This is a genomic window from Klebsiella sp. MISC125 (assembly GCF_051131775.1).
Taxonomy (GTDB): Bacteria; Pseudomonadota; Gammaproteobacteria; order Enterobacterales; family Enterobacteriaceae; genus Klebsiella.
Window position 1 is genome coordinate 1,597,045 of record NZ_CP180448.1, and the last position, 19,177, is coordinate 1,616,221.

Below are 19,177 nucleotides of genomic sequence, written 5' to 3' on the forward strand. Positions count from 1 at the left end.
GCAAGATGACGCAAGTTATGATACGGTTAGCAACCGGTTACGCGACTAAGACAGGAACACCATGAAAAAGATTGATGCGATTATTAAACCATTCAAACTGGATGACGTGCGTGAAGCGCTGGCCGAAGTCGGCATCACCGGGATGACGGTAACGGAAGTGAAAGGCTTTGGCCGTCAGAAGGGGCACACCGAGCTGTATCGCGGCGCGGAGTACATGGTGGATTTTCTGCCGAAAGTGAAAATCGAAATTGTCGTTACTGATGACATCGTCGATACCTGCGTCGATACTATTATCCGCACGGCACAGACGGGCAAAATTGGCGATGGCAAAATCTTTGTCTTCGACGTTGCGCGCGTGATTCGTATTCGTACCGGTGAAGAAGACGACGAAGCGATTTGAGTTTTCAAACTAAGTTATCAAACAGCCCCGGTCGTATCATGCGACCGGGGCTGTTTGTCTCTGTCAATGGCGTTCAGTTATGCTTTTGCTTTGATAAACGCAGATCCATAGCTGTCAGCGGCGAGCAGGGCCGCATAAACGCTATCCTCAGTGATTTTAAACGGCATATTGTGAATCGTCTCTCCTTTCACGCAGGCCAGCTCGGCAACTTTACGCATCTTATTTTCGACATCTTCAGTGACGTTCAACTGCCTGAGCGTTACCGGCAGACCGACATCAATGCACAGCTGTAGAACGGTATTGAGTTCTTCAGTCGGCGCATTTTCCAGGATCAGCTGGGTTAACGTGCCGAACGCCACTTTTTCACCGTGATACATCGCATGCGTTTCTTCTAATACGGTAAAACCATTGTGGATAGCGTGGGCTGCCGCCAGGCCGCCGCTCTCAAAACCTACGCCGCTTAAATAAGTATTCGCTTCGACAATGTGCTCTACGGCTTCGGTTACCACGTTGCGCTCGACGGCGAGCAAGGCTTTTTTGGCATCAGCAAGCAGCGTCTCATAACACTGTCTGGCAATACCCGTTGCGGCGACGGTGGGGTGTCCGCCAGCCATCGTTGTGGCCGAGCTTTGCAAACAGGCGCGGGCTTCGAACCAGGTCGCCAGCGCATCCCCGATACCTGCTGCCAGTAGCCGTGCAGGCGCATTGGCGACTACCTGCGTATCCACCAGTACCAGCGTTGGGTTGAAAGGCAGGTCGAGGTAAGCGTCGAATTCACCATCATCGGTATAGAGCACGGACCAGGAACTGCACGGCGCATCGGTAGAAGCAATCGTCGGGATAATGACCAGCGGCAAATTCAGGTAGTACGCTACTGCTTTTGCCGCATCGATCGTTTTCCCACCGCCAATACCGATAATCGCCGTGCACTGATTTTCTTCGGCTTCAGACTGAATGGCTGTGATGGCATTGCGCGAACACTCACCGTTAAACGTCGAAAATTGGCAGGCGATCTTTGCCTCTTCAAAACTGGTGCTAAGCCGGTCTTGCGTTAATCCCAATACGAAAGCATCGCCAAGAATTAAAAATTTAGCGTTAAGGTGTTTTACATAAGTTGCAACCGAACTTAAAAGCCCGGCCCCCTGAATATATTTACCCGGCGACTGAATGATTTTTGCGCTCATGATCTTCTCCTTGATTGAAACGCTGACTATTTAATGGCAAGGCTTCCGTAAGCGGATTGCCAGTCATGCTGAAACTGGGCGACGGCAGCATCGACAGCCGGGTTTTGCAGGAGATTTTTTGCAAGATCAGTGGGCAGCGTGATGCACTCGCAGCCTGCCAGCAGGCAATCAAGGAACTGTTGATTGTTTTTGTAGCTGGCACCGAACACTTTGCAGTGCGGGGCATGTAAGGCAAGCGCCTTAACCAGAGCGCTGACAATTTCAATGCCGTTGCCAGATAGCGCTTCAATGCGGTTGAAATAGGGTGCGACATATTCTGCACCAGCCAGCGCGGCTAACAATCCCTGGGTGGTGGTATAGACGGCGGTTCCCAGCGTTCTGACCTGATGGGCTTTCAGTTTTTTTATCGCTTTCAAACCTTCAGATGTGACGGGAATTTTGATGACAATATTCTCATCCATTGCGCTCAGGCGGCGAGCTTCTTCCACCATACCTGCGCAATCGGAGGCAATAACCTGGGCGAATATCATTCTGTCCTTACCCAGTACGGCGCGAATTTGCGGAATAAGCACCGATAGCGCAATACCTGATTTCGCCGTGATGCTGGGATTCATGGTTACGCCAGCCAGCGGTAAATTCTCCTCAAGCAGCTTTATTTCATTAAGATCGGCAGTATCAATATAGATTTTCATAGAGTTATTCCTGATTAATTAAAATGAATTTTATTTTACTAATTAGTGAGTGGTCGCGATTTCAACATGTTGTCCACGATATAACCTGGTCCAGGTTAAGGCATAAAATAAAATGAACACAAAGCAGATTAGCGGCATAATAAATCCGGTAGCCATATCGTAATGGTCGGCAATAGCCCCCATGATCATCGGCATAACGGCACCACCTACGATAGACATAACAATAATTGAAGAGGCTTTTTTGGTTTGTCCGCCAAGGCCCGCAATGCCGAGTGAGAAAATAGCCGGGAACATGATCGACATAAAATAAAAACTAAGTACTAAAGAAATGGTCGCCAGATAACCATCTGAGTAAATGATAATGACCATCAGCACGGAGTTGATTAGGGCAAACGTTGAAAGAACAACCTGAGTTTTAATTTTACTCAGCAGCATTCCTCCGGTCAGGCGACCAATCATAAAGAGCCCGAATCCGCCGAAGGCCAGGATCTGCGACGCGCCGCGTTCGGTTATTTGGTAGAAACTTCCCGCGTTCCAGGTCCATGTCGAAGGCAGCATGCTAGCGAGACTCAGCGTCATGGCCGGTGAGTGTTCGACAACGTAGTTGATAAAGAAACTGAAGATGCCCGTCTGCCCCGCGACATATAAGAACTGGGCGATGACGGCGAAAATAAAATGCGGTAGCTGCCAAAAGGGTTTCTCGCTCGCGTTGATTCGCTCATCTGCTTCAGGTACAACTTCGGGGACTTTGGTTCTGAAGAAGACCAATAGAATCAGGGTCACCGCGAGGAAAATCCCCAGATAGGGTATGAATAACCCGTCGTTAGTCTTAGAAACTTCCCCGGTCGCGGAAAGGACAAAATGGCCGCCAATCAGTGGGCCAAAGATTAGGCCCAGACCGGCGATGGATTGCGATATGTTCAGCCTTGCCGCTCCGCCGTCTTTATTCCCGAGGACAATGACGTAAGGGTTGGCAATGGTTTCGATAAAGGTCAGCCCAGCCGCGAGGATGAAAATACCGGTAAGAAAGAACATATACTCACCATGCACTGTCGCCAGCATAAACGTACTGGTACCGCACATAATCAGCACGAGTCCGATAATAATGCCGGATTTATACCCATAGCGCTGTGCCAGGATCCCCGCAGGAATAGCGACGAAGAAATAGCTAATATAGTTCGCGAACTGAATAAGCGCCGACTTCGCTTTGGTGATCTCTAGCGTGTTTTGAAAGTGTTTATTAAGGATATCGATCATGCCGGTGCTGAATCCAAGAACAAGAAACAGCATAGAGATGATGCAAAATATCTTGAATTGGTTATTACCATCTGGAGAAACGAACAATCCTGTTTTTTTCATCACAGCACCGCCTGGTCGTTAAAAAGTTTTTCTATAATGTCGTTATCATATTCCGGCTGCGCGCCTTCTTTAGTGGCAACCCATGATCCCAATGCTGATGCCTTATATAGCGCCGCGATGGGTTCAAATTGCGGATTAATTAAGGCATTGATCATCGCTGCGAAGAATGCGTCGCCGGCACCGATAGTGTTTTTAACGTTTACCCGGATAGCTTGTCCTGAATAAATATGTCCTTCCCGGTAGAGAACTGGGTGTTTATCCCCTCGGGTGATACAGATAATTTTGTCGCCAATAATGTCCACCAGCGCGTATATCAGCTCTTCGATTTTTTCAGCCACAATATTGAAATGGCGGGCAATCTTGTCCAGTTCACTTTCGTTTAACTTAATGAAATCCGCTCGCTGTAAAAACTCACCGACAATCTGAATATCGTTTTGTCCTTCGCGTAAGTTAACGTCAAAACACTTTAGTCCCTGATATATTTGCAGAAAATCAGCAAAGGATTTCTGGTTGAACGTGCTACGCAAAGCGACAGACCCGTAAACAAAGGCGCTGCTGGCGAGGTTTTCCGCATTGTGGCTGATGCTAATGTAGTCCCAGGCGGCGGGAGTATGAATGTCATAGGAGGCATCGCCTGCTGCATCAATTTTGACATCCACAATCCCCGTTCCCACATCCTTAAGGACCTTGATTTCGCTGACGTCGCAGCGCCAGTCATTTTTAATGATGCTGAGCGACTGGTTGCCGAGCTTGTCGCTACCCACGCTGGATACAGGGACCGTTCTGCAGCCTAATTTTTGCAGATGATAAGCCACGTTAAGGGTTGCTCCACCCTGTTGAGGAGGGTGGCCTTCAACGCAGTCCCAGAGGATTTCACAGGCTAACAGGCATGAAGGTTTAGCATGGAGCATTGGTGTACTCCCCCTTTTTCACCTCGGGCACAATCACCGTCTCAATATCCAGCACTTCGATATCGTCAGGCGTGTGGCGGCCGGACAGCAGCATATAAGTAGCGTTTTCTCCATGTAGGGGATACGGGGCAAAGTGCCAGGCGTTGCGGCGCATGATAATGCCGTAAGAGCCATCAAGGTGGATGGCGACCAGTTTGTTGATATCAAATTCACCCACTGGCCCGAGGACGATTACGCTCTCGCCGGTCAAGGGGATAACGGCCTCTTCGGTCTGCATATGGCGTTCAATATTGGCAAGCGTGAAGGGATGCGGTTTCGCTTTCAGGAAGCTGGCGACCGGTATTTCGGTGAAGTCATTGGCATCGCAGACATCGTGAAAGTAAGTGATGTCGGTACGGTCAACAGAGGGGGTTCTGTTTGCCGGTAAACCGATGAGTTTGGCGTAAGGGGCCAGGTTTTCTGCTGTGGCTTCGATCAATGGGATGGTTAGCATTTTCAATACTCCTGATTAATGAAAACGTTGTCTTTTAACGTTTTTAAATTGTCATTTCTACTGTGTTATCTAATTGTTTTTACGTAATTGATTCTTTGTTTTTGGCTTTTATTTTAAAATGACAACGTTGTCATTTGTGGGCATTCTAGCCTGGCGAGAGAAGATCAAAAAGAGAGAACGATCACAGATTGCGATCGTCATCCAGGTGAGAGCTTTCTCCGTTCAGGGCGACAGGAATTGCCAGAAAACAGGTATGTGAAGTAACCTGTTGAATAGCTAAAGGGTTTAATTGGATGTCAGGACTCAAGGGGCGTGCCAGAATACGTGAATGGCCTGGCGTAGGCTCCAGGGTCAATGGGTGAAAAGAACGACGGATCGTCTTAAGAGAGAAATATGGCAAGCATTGCAGATATCGCTAAAAAACTTAATTTATCTAACTCTACTGTTTCAAGAGCATTGCGCGATTCGGGGCTGGTGACCAAAGAGACCCGAGAAAAAGTGTTACTCGCCGCGCAGGAAGTAGGGTATGAGGTTAACGTTATAGCCAGAAAACTGCGCAGCGGTGAGTCGAAAACGATTGGCGTGATCGTTTCCGATATTACTAACTTATTTCACGGTGAAATCATCACTGCTATCCAGAAAGTGGCAATTGATAATGGCTATACCGTGATTTTTGGCACTTCCTCAGAAGATGAAAATACCGAGCGGGAACTTATCGATTTGCTAAAAAGCAATATGCTTCAGGGGCTTATCATTGTCCCGACGCATCAATCGATAAATAACATCAGACCCCTGGCGCATCTGCCGATTGTTGAAGTTGACCGCCTGTCCGGCCTCGATTCAAGCGACCAGGTGTTGATTAGCAACCATGAAAGCATGAAGCTCGCAACCAACTATCTCATCAGCCAGGGGCACAGAAACATACTCTACTGTACCGGTGATTTAGCGATTACTACATTTGATGAGCGCTTGAGTGGGTTTAAAAGCGCAATAGCTGAAGCCGATTCAAATATTACCCACGACGTTTTGTTGGTTAAAGACACGGATAAGTTACAGTCCAGAACCAGCAGTGAGGTCATCAATTTTCTGACGGGTAAAAACAGACCTTCCGCCATTATTGCGGCTAACGATTTTATTGGTGAAGGGGTTATTTCTGCTATTTACAAATGTGGTCTGGCGGTTCCGGAAGATATCTCTTTTCTGATGTTTGATGACCCCAGGTGGGCAAGCTTTTTCCCGACTCCGTTGACGGTCATTAAGCAGCCTGCATATCAACTGGGTCTGACCGCAGCCAAATTGTTGATTTCTAAAATTGAAAACAAAGAAAAGAGAACCAAGAGCGTTAAGCGCCTGACTGCAGACCTGATCGTCAGACAGTCGGTAGCGAAAGTAGGGTAGCGACGTTGACAGGCCGGTTTCCCGGCCCGTCATCTAAAGTGGCTTACAGCACCTTATGCGGGCCGAAGCACTCGTAATGAATGTTCTCGCTGTTTACGCCCAGCTCAACCAACTGCTTCGCGGCAAACTGCATAAACGCCACCGGGCCGCACAGATAAAACTGCATCTGCGGGTCGCTGAGCTTGTCGGCGAGCGCCGATAAATCCATCAAACCTTCGCTATTAAACTGTGCCGCCTGGCGGTCTGCTTCGCTCGGGCTGCGGTACCAGACGTGAGAAGCAAACTTCGGCAGGCTTGCCCCCAGCGCTTTTACCTCGTCAGCAAAGGCGTGAACGTCACCGTTTTCTGCGGCATGGAACCAGTTAACCTGGGCCGGATGCTGCGCTTTCGCCAGAACATCCAGCATCGCCAGCATCGGCGTTTGGCCGACGCCGCCGGAGATCAGCGTGACTGGCGTTTGCGGGGCGACGTTGAGGAAGAAATCACCTGCTGGTGCCGCCAGATAAATCACATCCCCTTCTTTGGCTGAGTTATGCAGCCAGCTCGACACCTGACCGCTATCTTCACGTTTCACCGCAATGCGGTAACCCTTGCCATCAGGCTTGCGGGTCAGGGAGTACTGACGGATTTCCTGATGCGGAAAACCTTCCGGCTTCAGCCAGACCGCCAGATACTGACCTGGATGATATTCAGCCACCGCACCGCCGTCGACAGGTTCAAATTCAAAGCTGGTGATGAGTGCGCTGCGCGGGGTTTTCTTCACGATGCGGAACGCACGAGTCCCTTCCCAGCCGCCGGCTTTGCTGGCGCTTTCACTGTAGATTTCCGCTTCACGATTGATAAAGACGTTGGCCAACACGCCGTAAGCTTTGCCCCAGGCGTCCAGCACTTCCTGGCCTGGATTGAACATTTCGTCCAGGGTGGCCAGCAGATGGGTACCGACAATGTTGTACTGCTCTGGTTGGATCTGGAAGCTGGTATGCTTTTGAGCAATTTTCTCGACCGCCGGCAGCAGGGCGGGCAGGTTCTCAAGATTACTGGCATAGGCGGCAATCGCGTTAAACAGTGCTTCACGCTGATCGCCATTGCGCTGGTTACTCATGTTAAAAATTTCTTTGAGTTCAGGGTTATGCGTAAACATGCGATCGTAAAAATGGGCGGTCAGCTTTGGACCGGTTTCAACCAGCAGGGGAATGGTGGCTTTCACCGTTGCGATGGTTTGGGCGTCGAGCATAGCAGCTTCCTTATATGAGTCATTTTAATAATGTATTTTAAATGCATCTTATAAAAATAACCCTGCTTTGTAAATGGTTCTTTAACACTTTGCCGTAAGGTGGTTACAACATGAATTATTTGCATCACAAACCTGAAAAGAAATCCGTTGATAATCTCAGGAGCGTTATTGCTCAAAGCCTTGTGTAATGCGGAGCCAATCGTTTGCGTAAAATCATTTGTCAAGACCTGTTATCACAGAATGATTCAGTTATACTGTGGGCCGTTGTCCGATTGGACCGCCTTTTTAGGCCGAAATTTTATCGTTAGCTGAGTCAGGAGATGCGGATGTTAAAGCGTGAAATGAACATTGCCGATTATGATGCCGAACTGTGGCAGGCTATGGAGCAGGAAAAAGTACGTCAGGAAGAGCACATCGAACTGATCGCCTCCGAGAACTACACCAGCCCGCGTGTTATGCAGGCGCAGGGTTCTCAGCTGACCAACAAATACGCTGAAGGATATCCGGGCAAGCGCTACTACGGCGGCTGCGAATACGTTGATATCGTTGAACAACTGGCTATCGACCGCGCAAAAGAGCTGTTCGGCGCCGACTACGCTAACGTTCAGCCGCACTCCGGTTCCCAGGCTAACTTCGCGGTCTACACCGCGCTGCTGCAACCGGGCGATACCGTTCTGGGTATGAACCTGGCGCAGGGTGGTCACCTGACTCACGGCTCCCCGGTTAACTTCTCCGGTAAACTGTACAACATCATCCCTTACGGCATCGATGAGTCCGGTAAAATTGACTATGAGGACATGGCGAAGCAGGCGCAGACCCACAAACCGAAGATGATTATCGGCGGCTTCTCCGCATACTCTGGTGTGGTTGACTGGGCAAAAATGCGTGAAATCGCAGACAGCATTGGCGCATACCTGTTCGTTGATATGGCCCACGTTGCCGGTCTTATTGCTGCTGACGTTTACCCGAACCCGGTTCCGCACGCTCACGTTGTCACCACGACTACCCACAAAACCCTGGCGGGTCCGCGCGGCGGCCTGATCCTGGCGAAAGGCGGTAGCGAAGAGCTGTACAAAAAACTGAACTCAGCCGTATTCCCAAGCGCTCAGGGCGGCCCGCTGATGCACGTCATCGCGGCGAAAGCCGTAGCGCTGAAAGAAGCGATGGAACCAGAGTTCAAAGTCTACCAGCAGCAGGTTGCGAAAAACGCCAAAGCGATGGTGGAAGTGTTCCTGAACCGCGGCTACAAAGTGGTGTCTGGCGGCACTGAAAACCACCTGTTCCTGCTGGATCTGGTCGACAAAAACCTGACCGGTAAAGAAGCTGACGCGGCGCTGGGTCGTGCCAACATCACCGTCAACAAAAACAGCGTACCGAACGATCCGAAGAGCCCGTTCGTGACGTCCGGTATCCGTATCGGTTCTCCGGCAGTCACTCGTCGCGGCTTTAAAGAAGCGGAAGTGAAAGAGCTGGCTGGCTGGATGTGCGACGTGCTGGACAACATCAATGACGAAGCGGTCATTGAGCGCGTGAAGGGTAAAGTGCTGGATATCTGCGCACGCTTCCCGGTTTACGCATAACGCTGAGTTGTTTAAAGCGAAAAAAAGGCCGCGATTGCGGCCTTTTTTGCGTCTGGGGGATTAACGCCGGTCGAGTGAAATAGCGCCAGGCCCGGTTATCGCCAGTAGCAGGAAGGCTCCGGCAATACTGACGTTTTTCCAGAAGTTAATCATATTCGGCAGTACCGCATCGCCGGACATATCCCAATAGTGATGACCAATAACCGCCGTGCCCAGGGTATAAAAAATAAACAGCACCGCCAGCGGGCGGGTGAAAAACCCAAGGACAATCAAAATGGCCGCCGGAACTTCCATAATGATGGCAATAATCGCCGCCAGCGTCGGCATCGGCGCGCCGGATGAAGCCATATATTGCACCGTACCGCTAAAGCCCAGCAGTTTTGGGTAGCCAAAAAGAATAAACAGAACCACCACCGCGATACGGGCAATCAACAGCAGCAGGGAGCGGGAAGAGCCAAAATCAAAATAGCGTAGTGTGTTCATAATCAGCTCGTTATGAGAGACGTGTGATTTAAACGTAATACACAATTTTGCGCTCCGCCACGCGCCGCTCGCGATTAACGCAGCGTTTGTAACTGCTCCTCAACGTACAGATAACCGATCCCCATTAGCTGCTGTGCGCGGCTCAGCTTGCCAAAGCCGATTTGAGTAGCGCGGGTTCGCGGGGCATCACGGTGATCAAACGGATTGAAACCAGTTTGTTTGATGATGGTATTTAGCCATTCCTCGCCAAAGCCGCAGCTACGACCGTACAATAAGATATTGTTTATATTTAATATATTGAGGAAGTTGTAGAGGCTAAGCCCGATGGCATTTGCCGAGTCCTCAACCCATGTATGCAACCGGGAATCACCCTGCTGCCATTTTTCAATTAAGGCATCGATGGTGAGCGCTTCTGGATTATCCGCGAGGTCGGGCTGCGTTTTAAGCCACATCCTTGCCTGTTTTTTTAAGGCGCTGAGGGAGGCTACGGTCTCCAGGCAGCCGTATCGCCCGCAGTCGCAGGCCACACCATCAGGATTGATAATCGTGTGGCCGATTTGTCCACTGCCGTAAAGGCTACCGCGCCAGACCTGGTCGTTGATAACGAATGAGGAGCCAATACCGTAATCAACGTTGATCACGCAAAAATCCCGGTACTGCCCGTCGTTTTGCCATTTTTCCGCCAGCGCCAGCATCACGCAGTCGTTATCGACCATGACGCGCACATTGAGCTTTTCCTCCAGCAGATATTTCATCTCCACGGGCTGCTTCCAGGGAGCCTGCGGCATGGTTTGTGAGACTCCCGTTCCCGCATCAACCTGTCCATGAACCGCCAGCGCCAGATTGATTTTGCGATTTGGCCAATGCTTACGGAACTGATGCCAGCATTTCTCAATGGCAGCCAACAATGCCTGAGGGGTAGGGGCATCAATGGCATGGTATTCCACATCACCTTTCGCGCTCAGGCAGGCGTTACCAAGCTGACACTCGATGCTGGTTGGCGTGATGTTCATGCACAAGGTCCAGTCGCCATCGGGTGCGATAAGCCAGGCTCCGCTGCTATGCCCGCGCGACAGACGATCGTCCTGTACGTTAACGACGCGTCCTTCCTCCTCCAGCTCCTGGAGAATATTACTGACCGCAGGGATAGAGATTTGCGCCAGCCGTGCGAGTGTCGATTTACTAGCCCGTTTCTTGCGATACAGGTATTCCAGTAGTACGCCTTTGTTGTAATGACGAATCTGCTGATTGTTAATACAGGCTTTCATAAACTAAACCTTGTTAACTGAATTGCGTGATTATTGTGCGTAAAAGCCGTGATTCTGTCTATTAAACTGCTCTCATTATTTCACTTCAGTATGTCTTGTTAACTTTGAGGGCATTATGAGTTCAGTAAACGTTTGGCAGGAAACGGTACAGATTCCAACCTATGAAACGGGGGCACAGGATACTCACCCCATGTTTCTGGAGAATCGGGTTTATCAAGGGTCTTCCGGGGCAGTGTATCCCTATGGTGTGACGGATACGCTGAGCGAGGATAAAACGCTGAAGGCCTGGCAGGCCGTATGGCTGGAAAACGACTATATCAAGGTTATGATCCTGCCCCAATTAGGGGGCCGCGTACATCGTGCCTGGGATAAGGTCAGACAGCGCGATTTCGTTTATCACAATGATGTCATCAAACCTGCTCTGGTGGGACTGCTTGGTCCATGGATCTCAGGGGGAATAGAGTTCAACTGGCCGCAGCACCATCGTCCGACGACCTATATGCCGGTGGACTTTACCATTAGCGAAAATGATGATGGTTCAAAAACCGTTTGGGTTGGCGAGACAGAGCCGATGCATGGGCTGCAGGTCATGACCGGATTTACGCTGCGCCCGGAGCGTGCGGCGCTGGAAATTGGCAGCCGGGTCTACAACAGCAATGCTACCCCGCGCCATTTCTTATGGTGGGCGAATCCGGCTGTGAAAGGCGGCGACGGGCATCAAAGCGTATTCCCGCCGGATGTGACTGCAGTATTCGATCACGGCAAACGTGCGGTTTCAGCCTTCCCGATCGCCACCGGCACTTATTACAAGGTGGACTACTCGGCTGGCGTCGATATCTCACGCTATAAGAACGTCCCGGTCCCGACCTCCTACATGGCTGAAAAATCAGAGTACGATTTTGTCGGCGCCTGGTGCCATGATGAAAATGGCGGGCTACTGCACGTCGCGGATCATCACATTGCGCCGGGGAAAAAGCAGTGGAGCTGGGGCTATAGCGAATTCGGCCAGGCATGGGATAAAAATCTGACCGATGAGAACGGGCCATATATCGAACTGATGACCGGTATTTTTGCCGACAACCAGCCTGACTTTACCTGGCTCGATCCGTTTGAAGAAAAACGCTTCGAGCAATATTTCCTGCCTTACCATTCACTGGGCATGGTGCAGAACGCTTCACGTGATGCGGTGATTAAGCTGCAACGCGAAGACGGCGGCATTGCATGGGGGGTCTACGCCATTTCTCCCCTTACCGCACATCGCCTGACCCTTCGTGAAGAGGGCAATCCGCAGCCGCTGCTGGATGAAATGATTGAGCTGACGCCATGCACCGCCGTTCAGGGCGCGCTAGCCGGTATCGATCCTGCTCGCCTGACGATGGAATTGCTCGATAGTCATGGCAAGTGCGTTTTGCGTTATCAGGAGCATCAACCGCAGGAATTACCGTTGCCAGAAGTGGCGATAACGCCGTTAAGCGCGGGCGAGATAAACAGCGTCGATGAGGCGTGGTTTATTGGTCAGCACCTGGAGCAGTATCACCACGCCAGCCGTTCACCTTTCGACTATTACCTTCGCGGCATTGAACTGGATCCACAGGATTACCGCTGCAACCTGGCGCTGGCGATGCTGGAATATAATCGCGCAGACTACCCACGAACTATCGATTATGCGACTCGGGCGCTGACGCGTGCCCATCAATTGAATAAAAACCCCCAGTGCGGCCAGGCCAGCATGATCCGCGCCAGTGCCAGAGAGCGTCTACAGCAATGGCACGATGCACAAGAGGATTTTTGGCGTGCGGTGTGGAGCGGCAACAGCAAAGCGGGTGGATATTATGGGCTTGCCAGGCTGGCTACGCGAAACGAGCGTTATGACGATGCGTTGAGTTTCTGTCGGCAAAGCCTGCTGGCGTGCCCGACTAACCAGGACGTGCTGTCTCTGGAAACCTTGTTACTGCATCTCACTGGGCGTCGCCGCGAGGCACAGCAGCAAGTCGAGGAACTGCTGCGCGATTATCCTCTGAATCCCACGCTCTGGTGGATAAAGGCGACGCTATCAGAAGCGGAGCCGGATTACGCGCAATGGGTTGGCGTCTGCCAGTCGCGGGATATTAACGCCCTGCAAACTGCCGGATTATTGCTGAGCTGGGGAATGGCCAACCGGGCGAAGGCCGTTCTGGCCAGGCTTAACTGTCAGAAAACTTTGCCGCTCTATTTACAAGCCAGCCTGAGCGAGGGGAATGAGCGCACTGCGCTGATAAATCGCGCTCGCGAGGTATTTCCTGACTTTGTGCGTTTCCCCAATTTGCTGGTGGAAGTGGCGGCGCTGGAGAATATCACCGAGTGCTATTTTGCTCAGCACCTGCTCGCCTGCTTCCACTATAGTCGCCGTAACTACGAGAAAGCGACTCATCTATGGCATCGCTGCGTTGAAATGGCCCCTGATTTTGCCGATGCATGGCGAGGGCTGGCAATTCATGCATGGAATAAGCAAGGTGATGCTGAACTGGCGGCAGAGTATCTGGATAAAGCCTGTACTCATCAGCCAGAAGACGCTCGTTTGCTTTTTGAACGCGATCTGCTGGATAAGTTGACCGCTGCGGAGCCGGACAAACGTCTTTCCCGGCTGGAAGCCCATCTCGTGACGGCGTTGAAGCGTGACGATTTAACCGCGGAGTTGCTGCATCTTTGGCATCTTACCGGGAAAACTGAGCAGGCGGCCAGCGTGCTCTCCTCGCGTAAATTTCACCCCTGGGAAGGCGGTGAAGGAAAAGTGACCAGCCAGTTTGTTATCAACCAACTCTTGCGTGCCTGGCAGCATATTCATCAGCAGCAACCGCAGCAGGCAGAAGCGCTGCTGTTATCGGCACTGCACTATCCGGATAACCTTAGCGAAGGGCGACTGCCGGGACAGACCGATAACGATATTTGGTTTTGGCTGGGAGTCTGCGCCAGACAGCAGGGGATGGAAGAGCGCGCAGTCGAATGTTTCCACAAGGCGGCGTTGGGTGACCGGACGATCAATATTCATAGCTATTACAACGATCAGCCGGTGGACTATCTCTTCTGGCAAGGCGTAGCTCTGCGGATGCTCGGCGATCGCCTGGCCAGTGAAAAGCTTTTCACTGAAATGTTGCAGTGGGCTCAGCATATGGAAACTGCGCAAATCGAGGCCGATTTCTTCGCGGTGTCCCAGCCGGACCTGCTGGCGTTATATGCCGATATCCAAAAACAACATCAGGAGAAATGTTTGTTTGTGCGCACTCTGGCAACGGCAGGATTAGGGGGCGGATCGCAATACGAACAGGCGCTTTCCGAACTAGAAATGCTGAATCCAGCCTGGGCAAAAGCAGCGTTGTTCCGAAAGGCAATGCCGTTTGTACTGCACCTCATTAACTAAAGAGTGTTTACTGTAATCTTTGAGCGGCCTGACCCGCCGCTTTTCCTGAGATGTTTAGAATATGTGAAATCGTTCGGCGGCATGCCCATCTGCCGCCGGAATTAAACAACAATAAATGCCTGACCCTACAGGAGGCACGTATGTCTAAAAACAAAGTAGTCTCATTTTTTTCATGTTTACTGTTAACGTTGTTGAGTATTTCATTCCCAGGTTTTAGCGCAGAAAAAGAGATCACCGTTGGGGCCATCTACCTTGATACGCAGGGCTATTATGCAGGCGTCCGGCAGGGCGTTCAGGATTCAGCAAAAAGCACCGAGTCGAAAATCCAACTGATTGAAACCAACGCCCAGGGCGATATCTCTAAAGAGAGTTCATTTATCGATACGCTGGTTGCGCGTAATGTAGATGCCATCATTCTTTCCGCTGTCTCAGAAAACGGCAGTAGCCGTGCAGTTCGCCGGGCCAGTGAAGCCGGTATTCCGGTGATTTGTTACAACACCTGCATCAATGAGAAAGGCGTAGATAAATATGTCTCTGCCTATCTGGTCGGCGACCCGCTAGAGTTCGGTAAAAAACTTGGTGATGCCGCAGCCGATTATTTCATTGCCAATAAAATCAGCGCGCCGAAAATTGCGGTCATCAACTGTGAAGCATTTGAAGTATGCGTACAGCGTCGGAAAGGTTTTGAAGCGGCGCTGAAGGCTCGCGTTCCGGATATGCAAATCGTCGCGAATCAGGAGGGTACCGTTCTTGATAAAGCCATCTCAGTTGGCGAGAAATTGATTATCTCCACCTCTGACCTCGACGCCATTATGGGTGAGTCTGGCGGTGCGACGCTGGGGGCCGTCAAAGCGGTTCGTAATCAGGGGAAAGTGGGTAAGATCGCCGTGTTTGGCTCTGATATGACGACGGAGATTGCTCAGGAGCTGCAAAGCTATCAGGTGCTGAAAGCCGTCGTGGATATTTCCGGCAAGAAAATGGGCAATGCCGTTTTCGCGCAAACCATGAATGTCATTAACAAAACCCCGCAAGCCAACAAAATTATTCCAGTAGATATCGATACCTACGTTAAATCTGAAGACGGTAAGCAGTGGCTGGCTACGCACGTCGACGGTCTGCCTTGATAACCCCTGTCAGTTAACTGAGGTAGAGATGTCATGACGGTAATAGAAAAAACGTCGACGCCGGTTGCGAAGATCGTCGGGGGGAATAAGCGTTACCCTGGGGTTGTGGCGCTGGATAACGTTGATTTTACGCTCTCAAAAGGTGAGGTTCGGGCGCTATTGGGAAAGAATGGCGCAGGAAAATCCACTTTAATCCGCATGTTAACCGGCAGTGAAAGCCCGGATAGCGGCGAAATTTGGTTGAACGGAACCCGGCTTGAGGGTAACGATGCAACGCTGACGCGGCGCGCAGCAGAGTTAGGGGTCAGAGCCGTATATCAGGAGCTGAGCCTGGTTGAAGGATTAACGGTTGCGGAGAATCTCTGCCTTGGCCAGTGGCCACGCCGTAATGGCATGATTGACCAGGGCATCATGGCCCGCCAGGCCAGGGAAGCGTTGGCGGCGCTCGGTGTTGACGTCCCAGCGGATGCGCTGGTCGACACGCTTAGCCCGGCGCAAAAGCAGCTTGTTGAAATTGCTCGCGTGATGAAAGGTCAGCCGCAGGTCGTCATTCTTGATGAGCCGACCAGTTCACTGGCGAATGCGGAGGTCGAACTGGTGATCAACGCGGTGAAGCAAATGTCTGCGCTGGGCGTTGCCGTGGTTTATGTCAGCCATCGCATGGAGGAGATCCGCCGCATTGCTTCATGCGCCACGATTATGCGCGATGGTCAGGTTGCTGGCGATGTCACGCTGGAGAGTACGACCACGCAGGAAATCGTATCGCTGATGCTGGGAAGGGAACATATTGATCTTCCGCTGGTGAAGTCTAAGGAACCGCTGACAACCCCGGTCCTACAGGTAGCTCAGTTGCGTCATCCGCCCAAGCTTCACAATATCACTTTTACATTGCACCGTGGTGAAGTGCTGGGTATTGCCGGACTGCTGGGCTCGGGCCGTAGTGAGTTACTCAAGGCTATCATTGGCTTAGAAACGTTTGCTGATGGAAAAATCACGCTGAATGGTGCCAACATTTCACATCCGCAATATACCGCGATGCTCAAGAGCGGCGTGGGTTATACCCCGGAAAACCGTAAGGAGGCGGGAATTATTCCGCTGCTGGGCGTGGATGAAAATACGGTGATGACCAACCGGCACAAAGTTAGCCGACGTGGCGTATTGAACTGGCAGCGGATTCAGGAGTTGACCGCGGCAGTCATGGGTCGCATGACGGTCAAAGCCGCAAATACCGAGACCGCAATTGGGACATTATCGGGCGGTAATCAGCAAAAAGTGGTGATTGGTCGCTGGGTTTACGCTGAAAGCGAAATTTTGCTACTTGACGAGCCGACGCGCGGAGTCGATATCGAAGCCAAGCAGCAGATATACCGTATCGTGCGGGAACTGGCCGCCGAAGGTAAAAGCGTCATATTCATTTCCAGTGAAATAGAAGAGCTGCCTTTAGTCTGCGATCGTATTTTGCTGCTGCAAAACGGCGAGTTTACCCGCGAGCTTTTAGCCCCTGTAAATGTCGATGAATTAATGTCGGCAATTTTATCCACGCATTAGTCATTACGTTTATTGAGGAATTAAAAGATGTCTGCCTCATCACTAACGCTGCCGCAAGGCAAAAATGCCACACCCAAGCAGTTCATCAGCCGCCATATTAATGAAATTGGTCTGCTGGTGGTGATTGCTATCTTATATCTGGTCTTTTCTTTTAACGCACCAGGATTTATTTCTTTAAACAATCAAATGAACGTGCTGCGCGATGCTGCGACGATTGGTATTGCTGCATGGGCCATGACGCTGATTATTATCTCCGGCGAGATTGATGTCAGCGTGGGTCCAATGGTGGCGTTTATCTCTGTCTGCCTGGCCTTCCTGTTGCAGTTTCAGGTACCGCTTAGCATTGCCTGCCTGCTGGTGTTAATACTGGGCGCTGCGTTGGGCACGCTCGCCGGGGTTTTGCGCGGCGTATTCAGCGTTCCTAGCTTTGTCGCGACGTTAGGTTTATGGAGCGCATTGCGTGGTATGGGATTATTCATGACCAACGCGCTGCCGGTCCCCATCGATGAAAATGAAGTACTGGACTGGCTTGGTGGGCAGCTCTTTGGCATCCCAATATCGGCATTAATTATGCTGATTCTGTTTGTTCTCTTTGTCTTTATCAGTCGTAAGACCGCTTTTGGCCGCTCTGTTTTTGCCACTGGCGGCAACGCTACTGCAGCGCAACTTTGCGGGATTAACGTCAAGCGAGTGCGTATTTTGATTTTTACGCTTTCAGGCTTGCTGGCTGCGATTACCGGTATTCTCCTGGCGGCGCGGCTTGGCTCGGGTAATGCGGGTGCTGCAAACGGTCTGGAGTTTGACGTTATTGCCGCCGTGGTGGTCGGCGGAACCGCACTGTCCGGTGGGCGAGGTTCGCTATTCGGCACTTTATTAGGCGTACTGGTTATCACCCTTATTGGTAATGGATTAGTGCTTCTGGGAATTAACTCATTCTTCCAGCAGGTCGTTCGTGGATTAATTATTGTGGTGGCTGTCCTGGCAAATATATTGCTGACCCAACGCAACAGTAAACTTAAACATTAATTTGTATAGAGGGAATTATGAAAACAATGTTGGCTGCTTATTTACCAGGAAACTCAACCGTTGAACTTCGGGAAGTTCCTGTACCCACGCCGGGGATTAACCAGGTCCTGATTAAAATGAAGTCTTCAGGAATTTGCGGTAGCGATGTCCATTATATTTATCATCAACATCGCGGCACCGCTGCAGCACCGGACAAACCACTGTATCAGGGTTTTATTAATGGTCATGAGCCTTGCGGGCAAATTGTTGAGACGGGCGTAGGGTGTCGCCACTTTAAAGCGGGTGACCGGGTGCTGGTTTACCATATTTCCGGCTGTGGTTTCTGCTCCAACTGTCGCCGTGGTTTTCCTATCTCCTGTACCGGAGAGGGCAAGGCGGCCTATGGTTGGCAGCGCGATGGTGGACACGCGGAGTATTTGTTGGCGGAAGAAAAAGACCTGATTCATCTGCCGGATGCGTTGAGCTATGAAGACGGCGCGTTTATTAGCTGCGGCGTGGGGACGGCGTACGAAGGTATTCTGCGCGGTGAAGTTTCCGGAAGCGACAACGTGCTGGTTGTCGGGTTAGGGCCTGTTGGCATGATGGCTATGATGCTGGCAAAAGGCCGCGGTGCGAAACGCGTTATTGGCGTGGATATGCTGCCGGATCGCCTGGCGACGGCAAAGCAGCTGGGTGTGATGGATAATGGTTTCCTGGCGACAACGGAGAATCTTCCGGCGCTGATTGCCGAACTGACTCACGGAGGGGCAGATGTGGCGCTGGATTGTTCCGGTAATGCGGCAGGTCGTTTGTTGGCATTGCAGTCTACAGCGGATTGGGGAAGGGTGGTTTACATCGGGGAAACCGGAAAAGTTGAGTTTGAAGTCAGCGCCGATCTGATGCACCACCAGCGACGCATTATCGGTTCCTGGGTGACCAGCCTGTTCCATATGGAAAAATGCGCCCGCGACCTGACCGACTGGAAGCTGTGGCCACATAGCGCCATTACCCATCGTTTTTCTCTTGATCAAGTAGGGGAGGCTTACGCGCTGATGGCGAGCGGTAAGTGTGGCAAAGTGGTCGTTAACTTTCCCGATTAAG

At 51.2% G+C, this 19,177-nt stretch carries 16 protein-coding genes; 8 read left to right on the plus strand and 8 right to left on the minus strand.

Annotated features, from left to right (window positions below; genetic code table 11):
- The first annotated feature begins 61 nt into the window (after positions 1–61).
- Entirely contained in the window at positions 62–400 is a 339-nt protein-coding gene (gene glnB, locus ACMYSL_RS07660) for a nitrogen regulatory protein P-II (RefSeq protein WP_041146740.1), read from the plus strand.
- A 77-nt stretch (positions 401–477) separates the two neighbouring features.
- Here glnB and ACMYSL_RS07665 read toward each other — a convergent pair whose 3' ends face one another.
- The 5 genes from ACMYSL_RS07665 to ACMYSL_RS07685 are packed head-to-tail and all read right to left on the minus strand — an operon-like array spanning position 478 to position 5,039.
- A complete protein-coding gene (locus ACMYSL_RS07665; protein ID WP_434662057.1) occupies positions 478–1,584 on the minus strand; it encodes a glycerol dehydrogenase in 1,107 nt (368 codons plus the stop codon).
- A 26-nt stretch (positions 1,585–1,610) separates the two neighbouring features.
- On the minus strand, positions 1,611–2,276 hold the full coding sequence (locus ACMYSL_RS07670; protein ID WP_181485309.1) for a transaldolase family protein: 666 nt from the start codon (positions 2,274–2,276) through the stop codon (positions 1,611–1,613).
- Between the two features lie 42 nt (positions 2,277–2,318).
- Positions 2,319–3,635, minus strand: a complete 1,317-nt coding sequence (locus ACMYSL_RS07675) for an MFS transporter (protein ID WP_182207667.1) — start codon at positions 3,633–3,635, stop codon at positions 2,319–2,321.
- Positions 3,635–4,546: a PfkB family carbohydrate kinase gene (locus ACMYSL_RS07680; protein WP_434662059.1), complete on the minus strand. Its 912-nt coding sequence runs from the start codon at positions 4,544–4,546 to the stop codon at positions 3,635–3,637. The genes ACMYSL_RS07675 and ACMYSL_RS07680 overlap by 1 nt, the downstream gene beginning before the upstream one ends.
- Positions 4,533–5,039 (minus strand): ureidoglycolate lyase, encoded by a 507-nt coding sequence (locus ACMYSL_RS07685; RefSeq protein WP_434662060.1) that lies wholly within the window; start codon positions 5,037–5,039, stop codon positions 4,533–4,535. The genes ACMYSL_RS07680 and ACMYSL_RS07685 overlap by 14 nt, the downstream gene beginning before the upstream one ends.
- A gap of 393 nt (positions 5,040–5,432) precedes the next feature.
- On the opposite strand from ACMYSL_RS07685, the gene ACMYSL_RS07690 reads away from it, so the two are divergent.
- Positions 5,433–6,437, plus strand: coding sequence for a LacI family DNA-binding transcriptional regulator (locus tag ACMYSL_RS07690; RefSeq protein WP_181485312.1), 1,005 nt, complete (start codon positions 5,433–5,435; stop codon positions 6,435–6,437).
- A 43-nt stretch (positions 6,438–6,480) separates the two neighbouring features.
- On the opposite strand, the gene hmpA is transcribed toward ACMYSL_RS07690, so the two are convergent.
- On the minus strand, positions 6,481–7,671 hold the full coding sequence (gene hmpA / locus ACMYSL_RS07695) for an NO-inducible flavohemoprotein (protein WP_434662062.1): 1,191 nt from the start codon (positions 7,669–7,671) through the stop codon (positions 6,481–6,483).
- Positions 7,672–7,997: 326 nt separating this feature from the next.
- On the opposite strand from hmpA, the gene glyA reads away from it, so the two are divergent.
- A complete protein-coding gene (gene glyA / locus ACMYSL_RS07700) occupies positions 7,998–9,251 on the plus strand; it encodes a serine hydroxymethyltransferase (protein WP_112215441.1) in 1,254 nt (417 codons plus the stop codon).
- A 60-nt stretch (positions 9,252–9,311) separates the two neighbouring features.
- On the opposite strand, the gene ACMYSL_RS07705 is transcribed toward glyA, so the two are convergent.
- Together ACMYSL_RS07705 and ACMYSL_RS07710 are read right to left on the minus strand one after the other, a co-directional pair.
- Positions 9,312–9,734 carry a DoxX family protein gene (locus tag ACMYSL_RS07705; protein ID WP_112215502.1) on the minus strand — a complete coding sequence of 141 codons (423 nt, stop codon included), beginning with the start codon at positions 9,732–9,734 and terminating at the stop codon, positions 9,312–9,314.
- 74 nt (positions 9,735–9,808) lie between these two features.
- On the minus strand, positions 9,809–11,002 hold the full coding sequence (locus tag ACMYSL_RS07710) for an ROK family transcriptional regulator (protein ID WP_434662064.1): 1,194 nt from the start codon (positions 11,000–11,002) through the stop codon (positions 9,809–9,811).
- Positions 11,003–11,117: 115 nt separating this feature from the next.
- On the opposite strand from ACMYSL_RS07710, the gene ACMYSL_RS07715 reads away from it, so the two are divergent.
- The 5 genes from ACMYSL_RS07715 (at position 11,118) to ACMYSL_RS07735 (ending at position 19,176) form a co-directional block, all read left to right on the plus strand.
- Complete coding sequence (locus ACMYSL_RS07715; RefSeq protein WP_434662065.1) at positions 11,118–14,399, plus strand: DUF5107 domain-containing protein; 3,282 nt, start codon at positions 11,118–11,120, stop codon at positions 14,397–14,399.
- A 140-nt stretch (positions 14,400–14,539) separates the two neighbouring features.
- On the plus strand, positions 14,540–15,523 hold the full coding sequence (locus ACMYSL_RS07720; RefSeq protein WP_434662066.1) for a substrate-binding domain-containing protein: 984 nt from the start codon (positions 14,540–14,542) through the stop codon (positions 15,521–15,523).
- 33 nt (positions 15,524–15,556) lie between these two features.
- On the plus strand, positions 15,557–17,071 hold the full coding sequence (locus ACMYSL_RS07725; protein WP_434662068.1) for a sugar ABC transporter ATP-binding protein: 1,515 nt from the start codon (positions 15,557–15,559) through the stop codon (positions 17,069–17,071).
- 27 nt (positions 17,072–17,098) lie between these two features.
- The gene (locus ACMYSL_RS07730; protein ID WP_181485318.1) at positions 17,099–18,097 is read left to right on the plus strand and encodes an ABC transporter permease; all 999 of its coding nucleotides are present in this window, start codon (positions 17,099–17,101) and stop codon (positions 18,095–18,097) included.
- A 17-nt stretch (positions 18,098–18,114) separates the two neighbouring features.
- Positions 18,115–19,176: a zinc-dependent alcohol dehydrogenase family protein gene (locus ACMYSL_RS07735; protein WP_182207560.1), complete on the plus strand. Its 1,062-nt coding sequence runs from the start codon at positions 18,115–18,117 to the stop codon at positions 19,174–19,176.
- The last annotated feature ends 1 nt before the right edge of the window (position 19,177 follow it).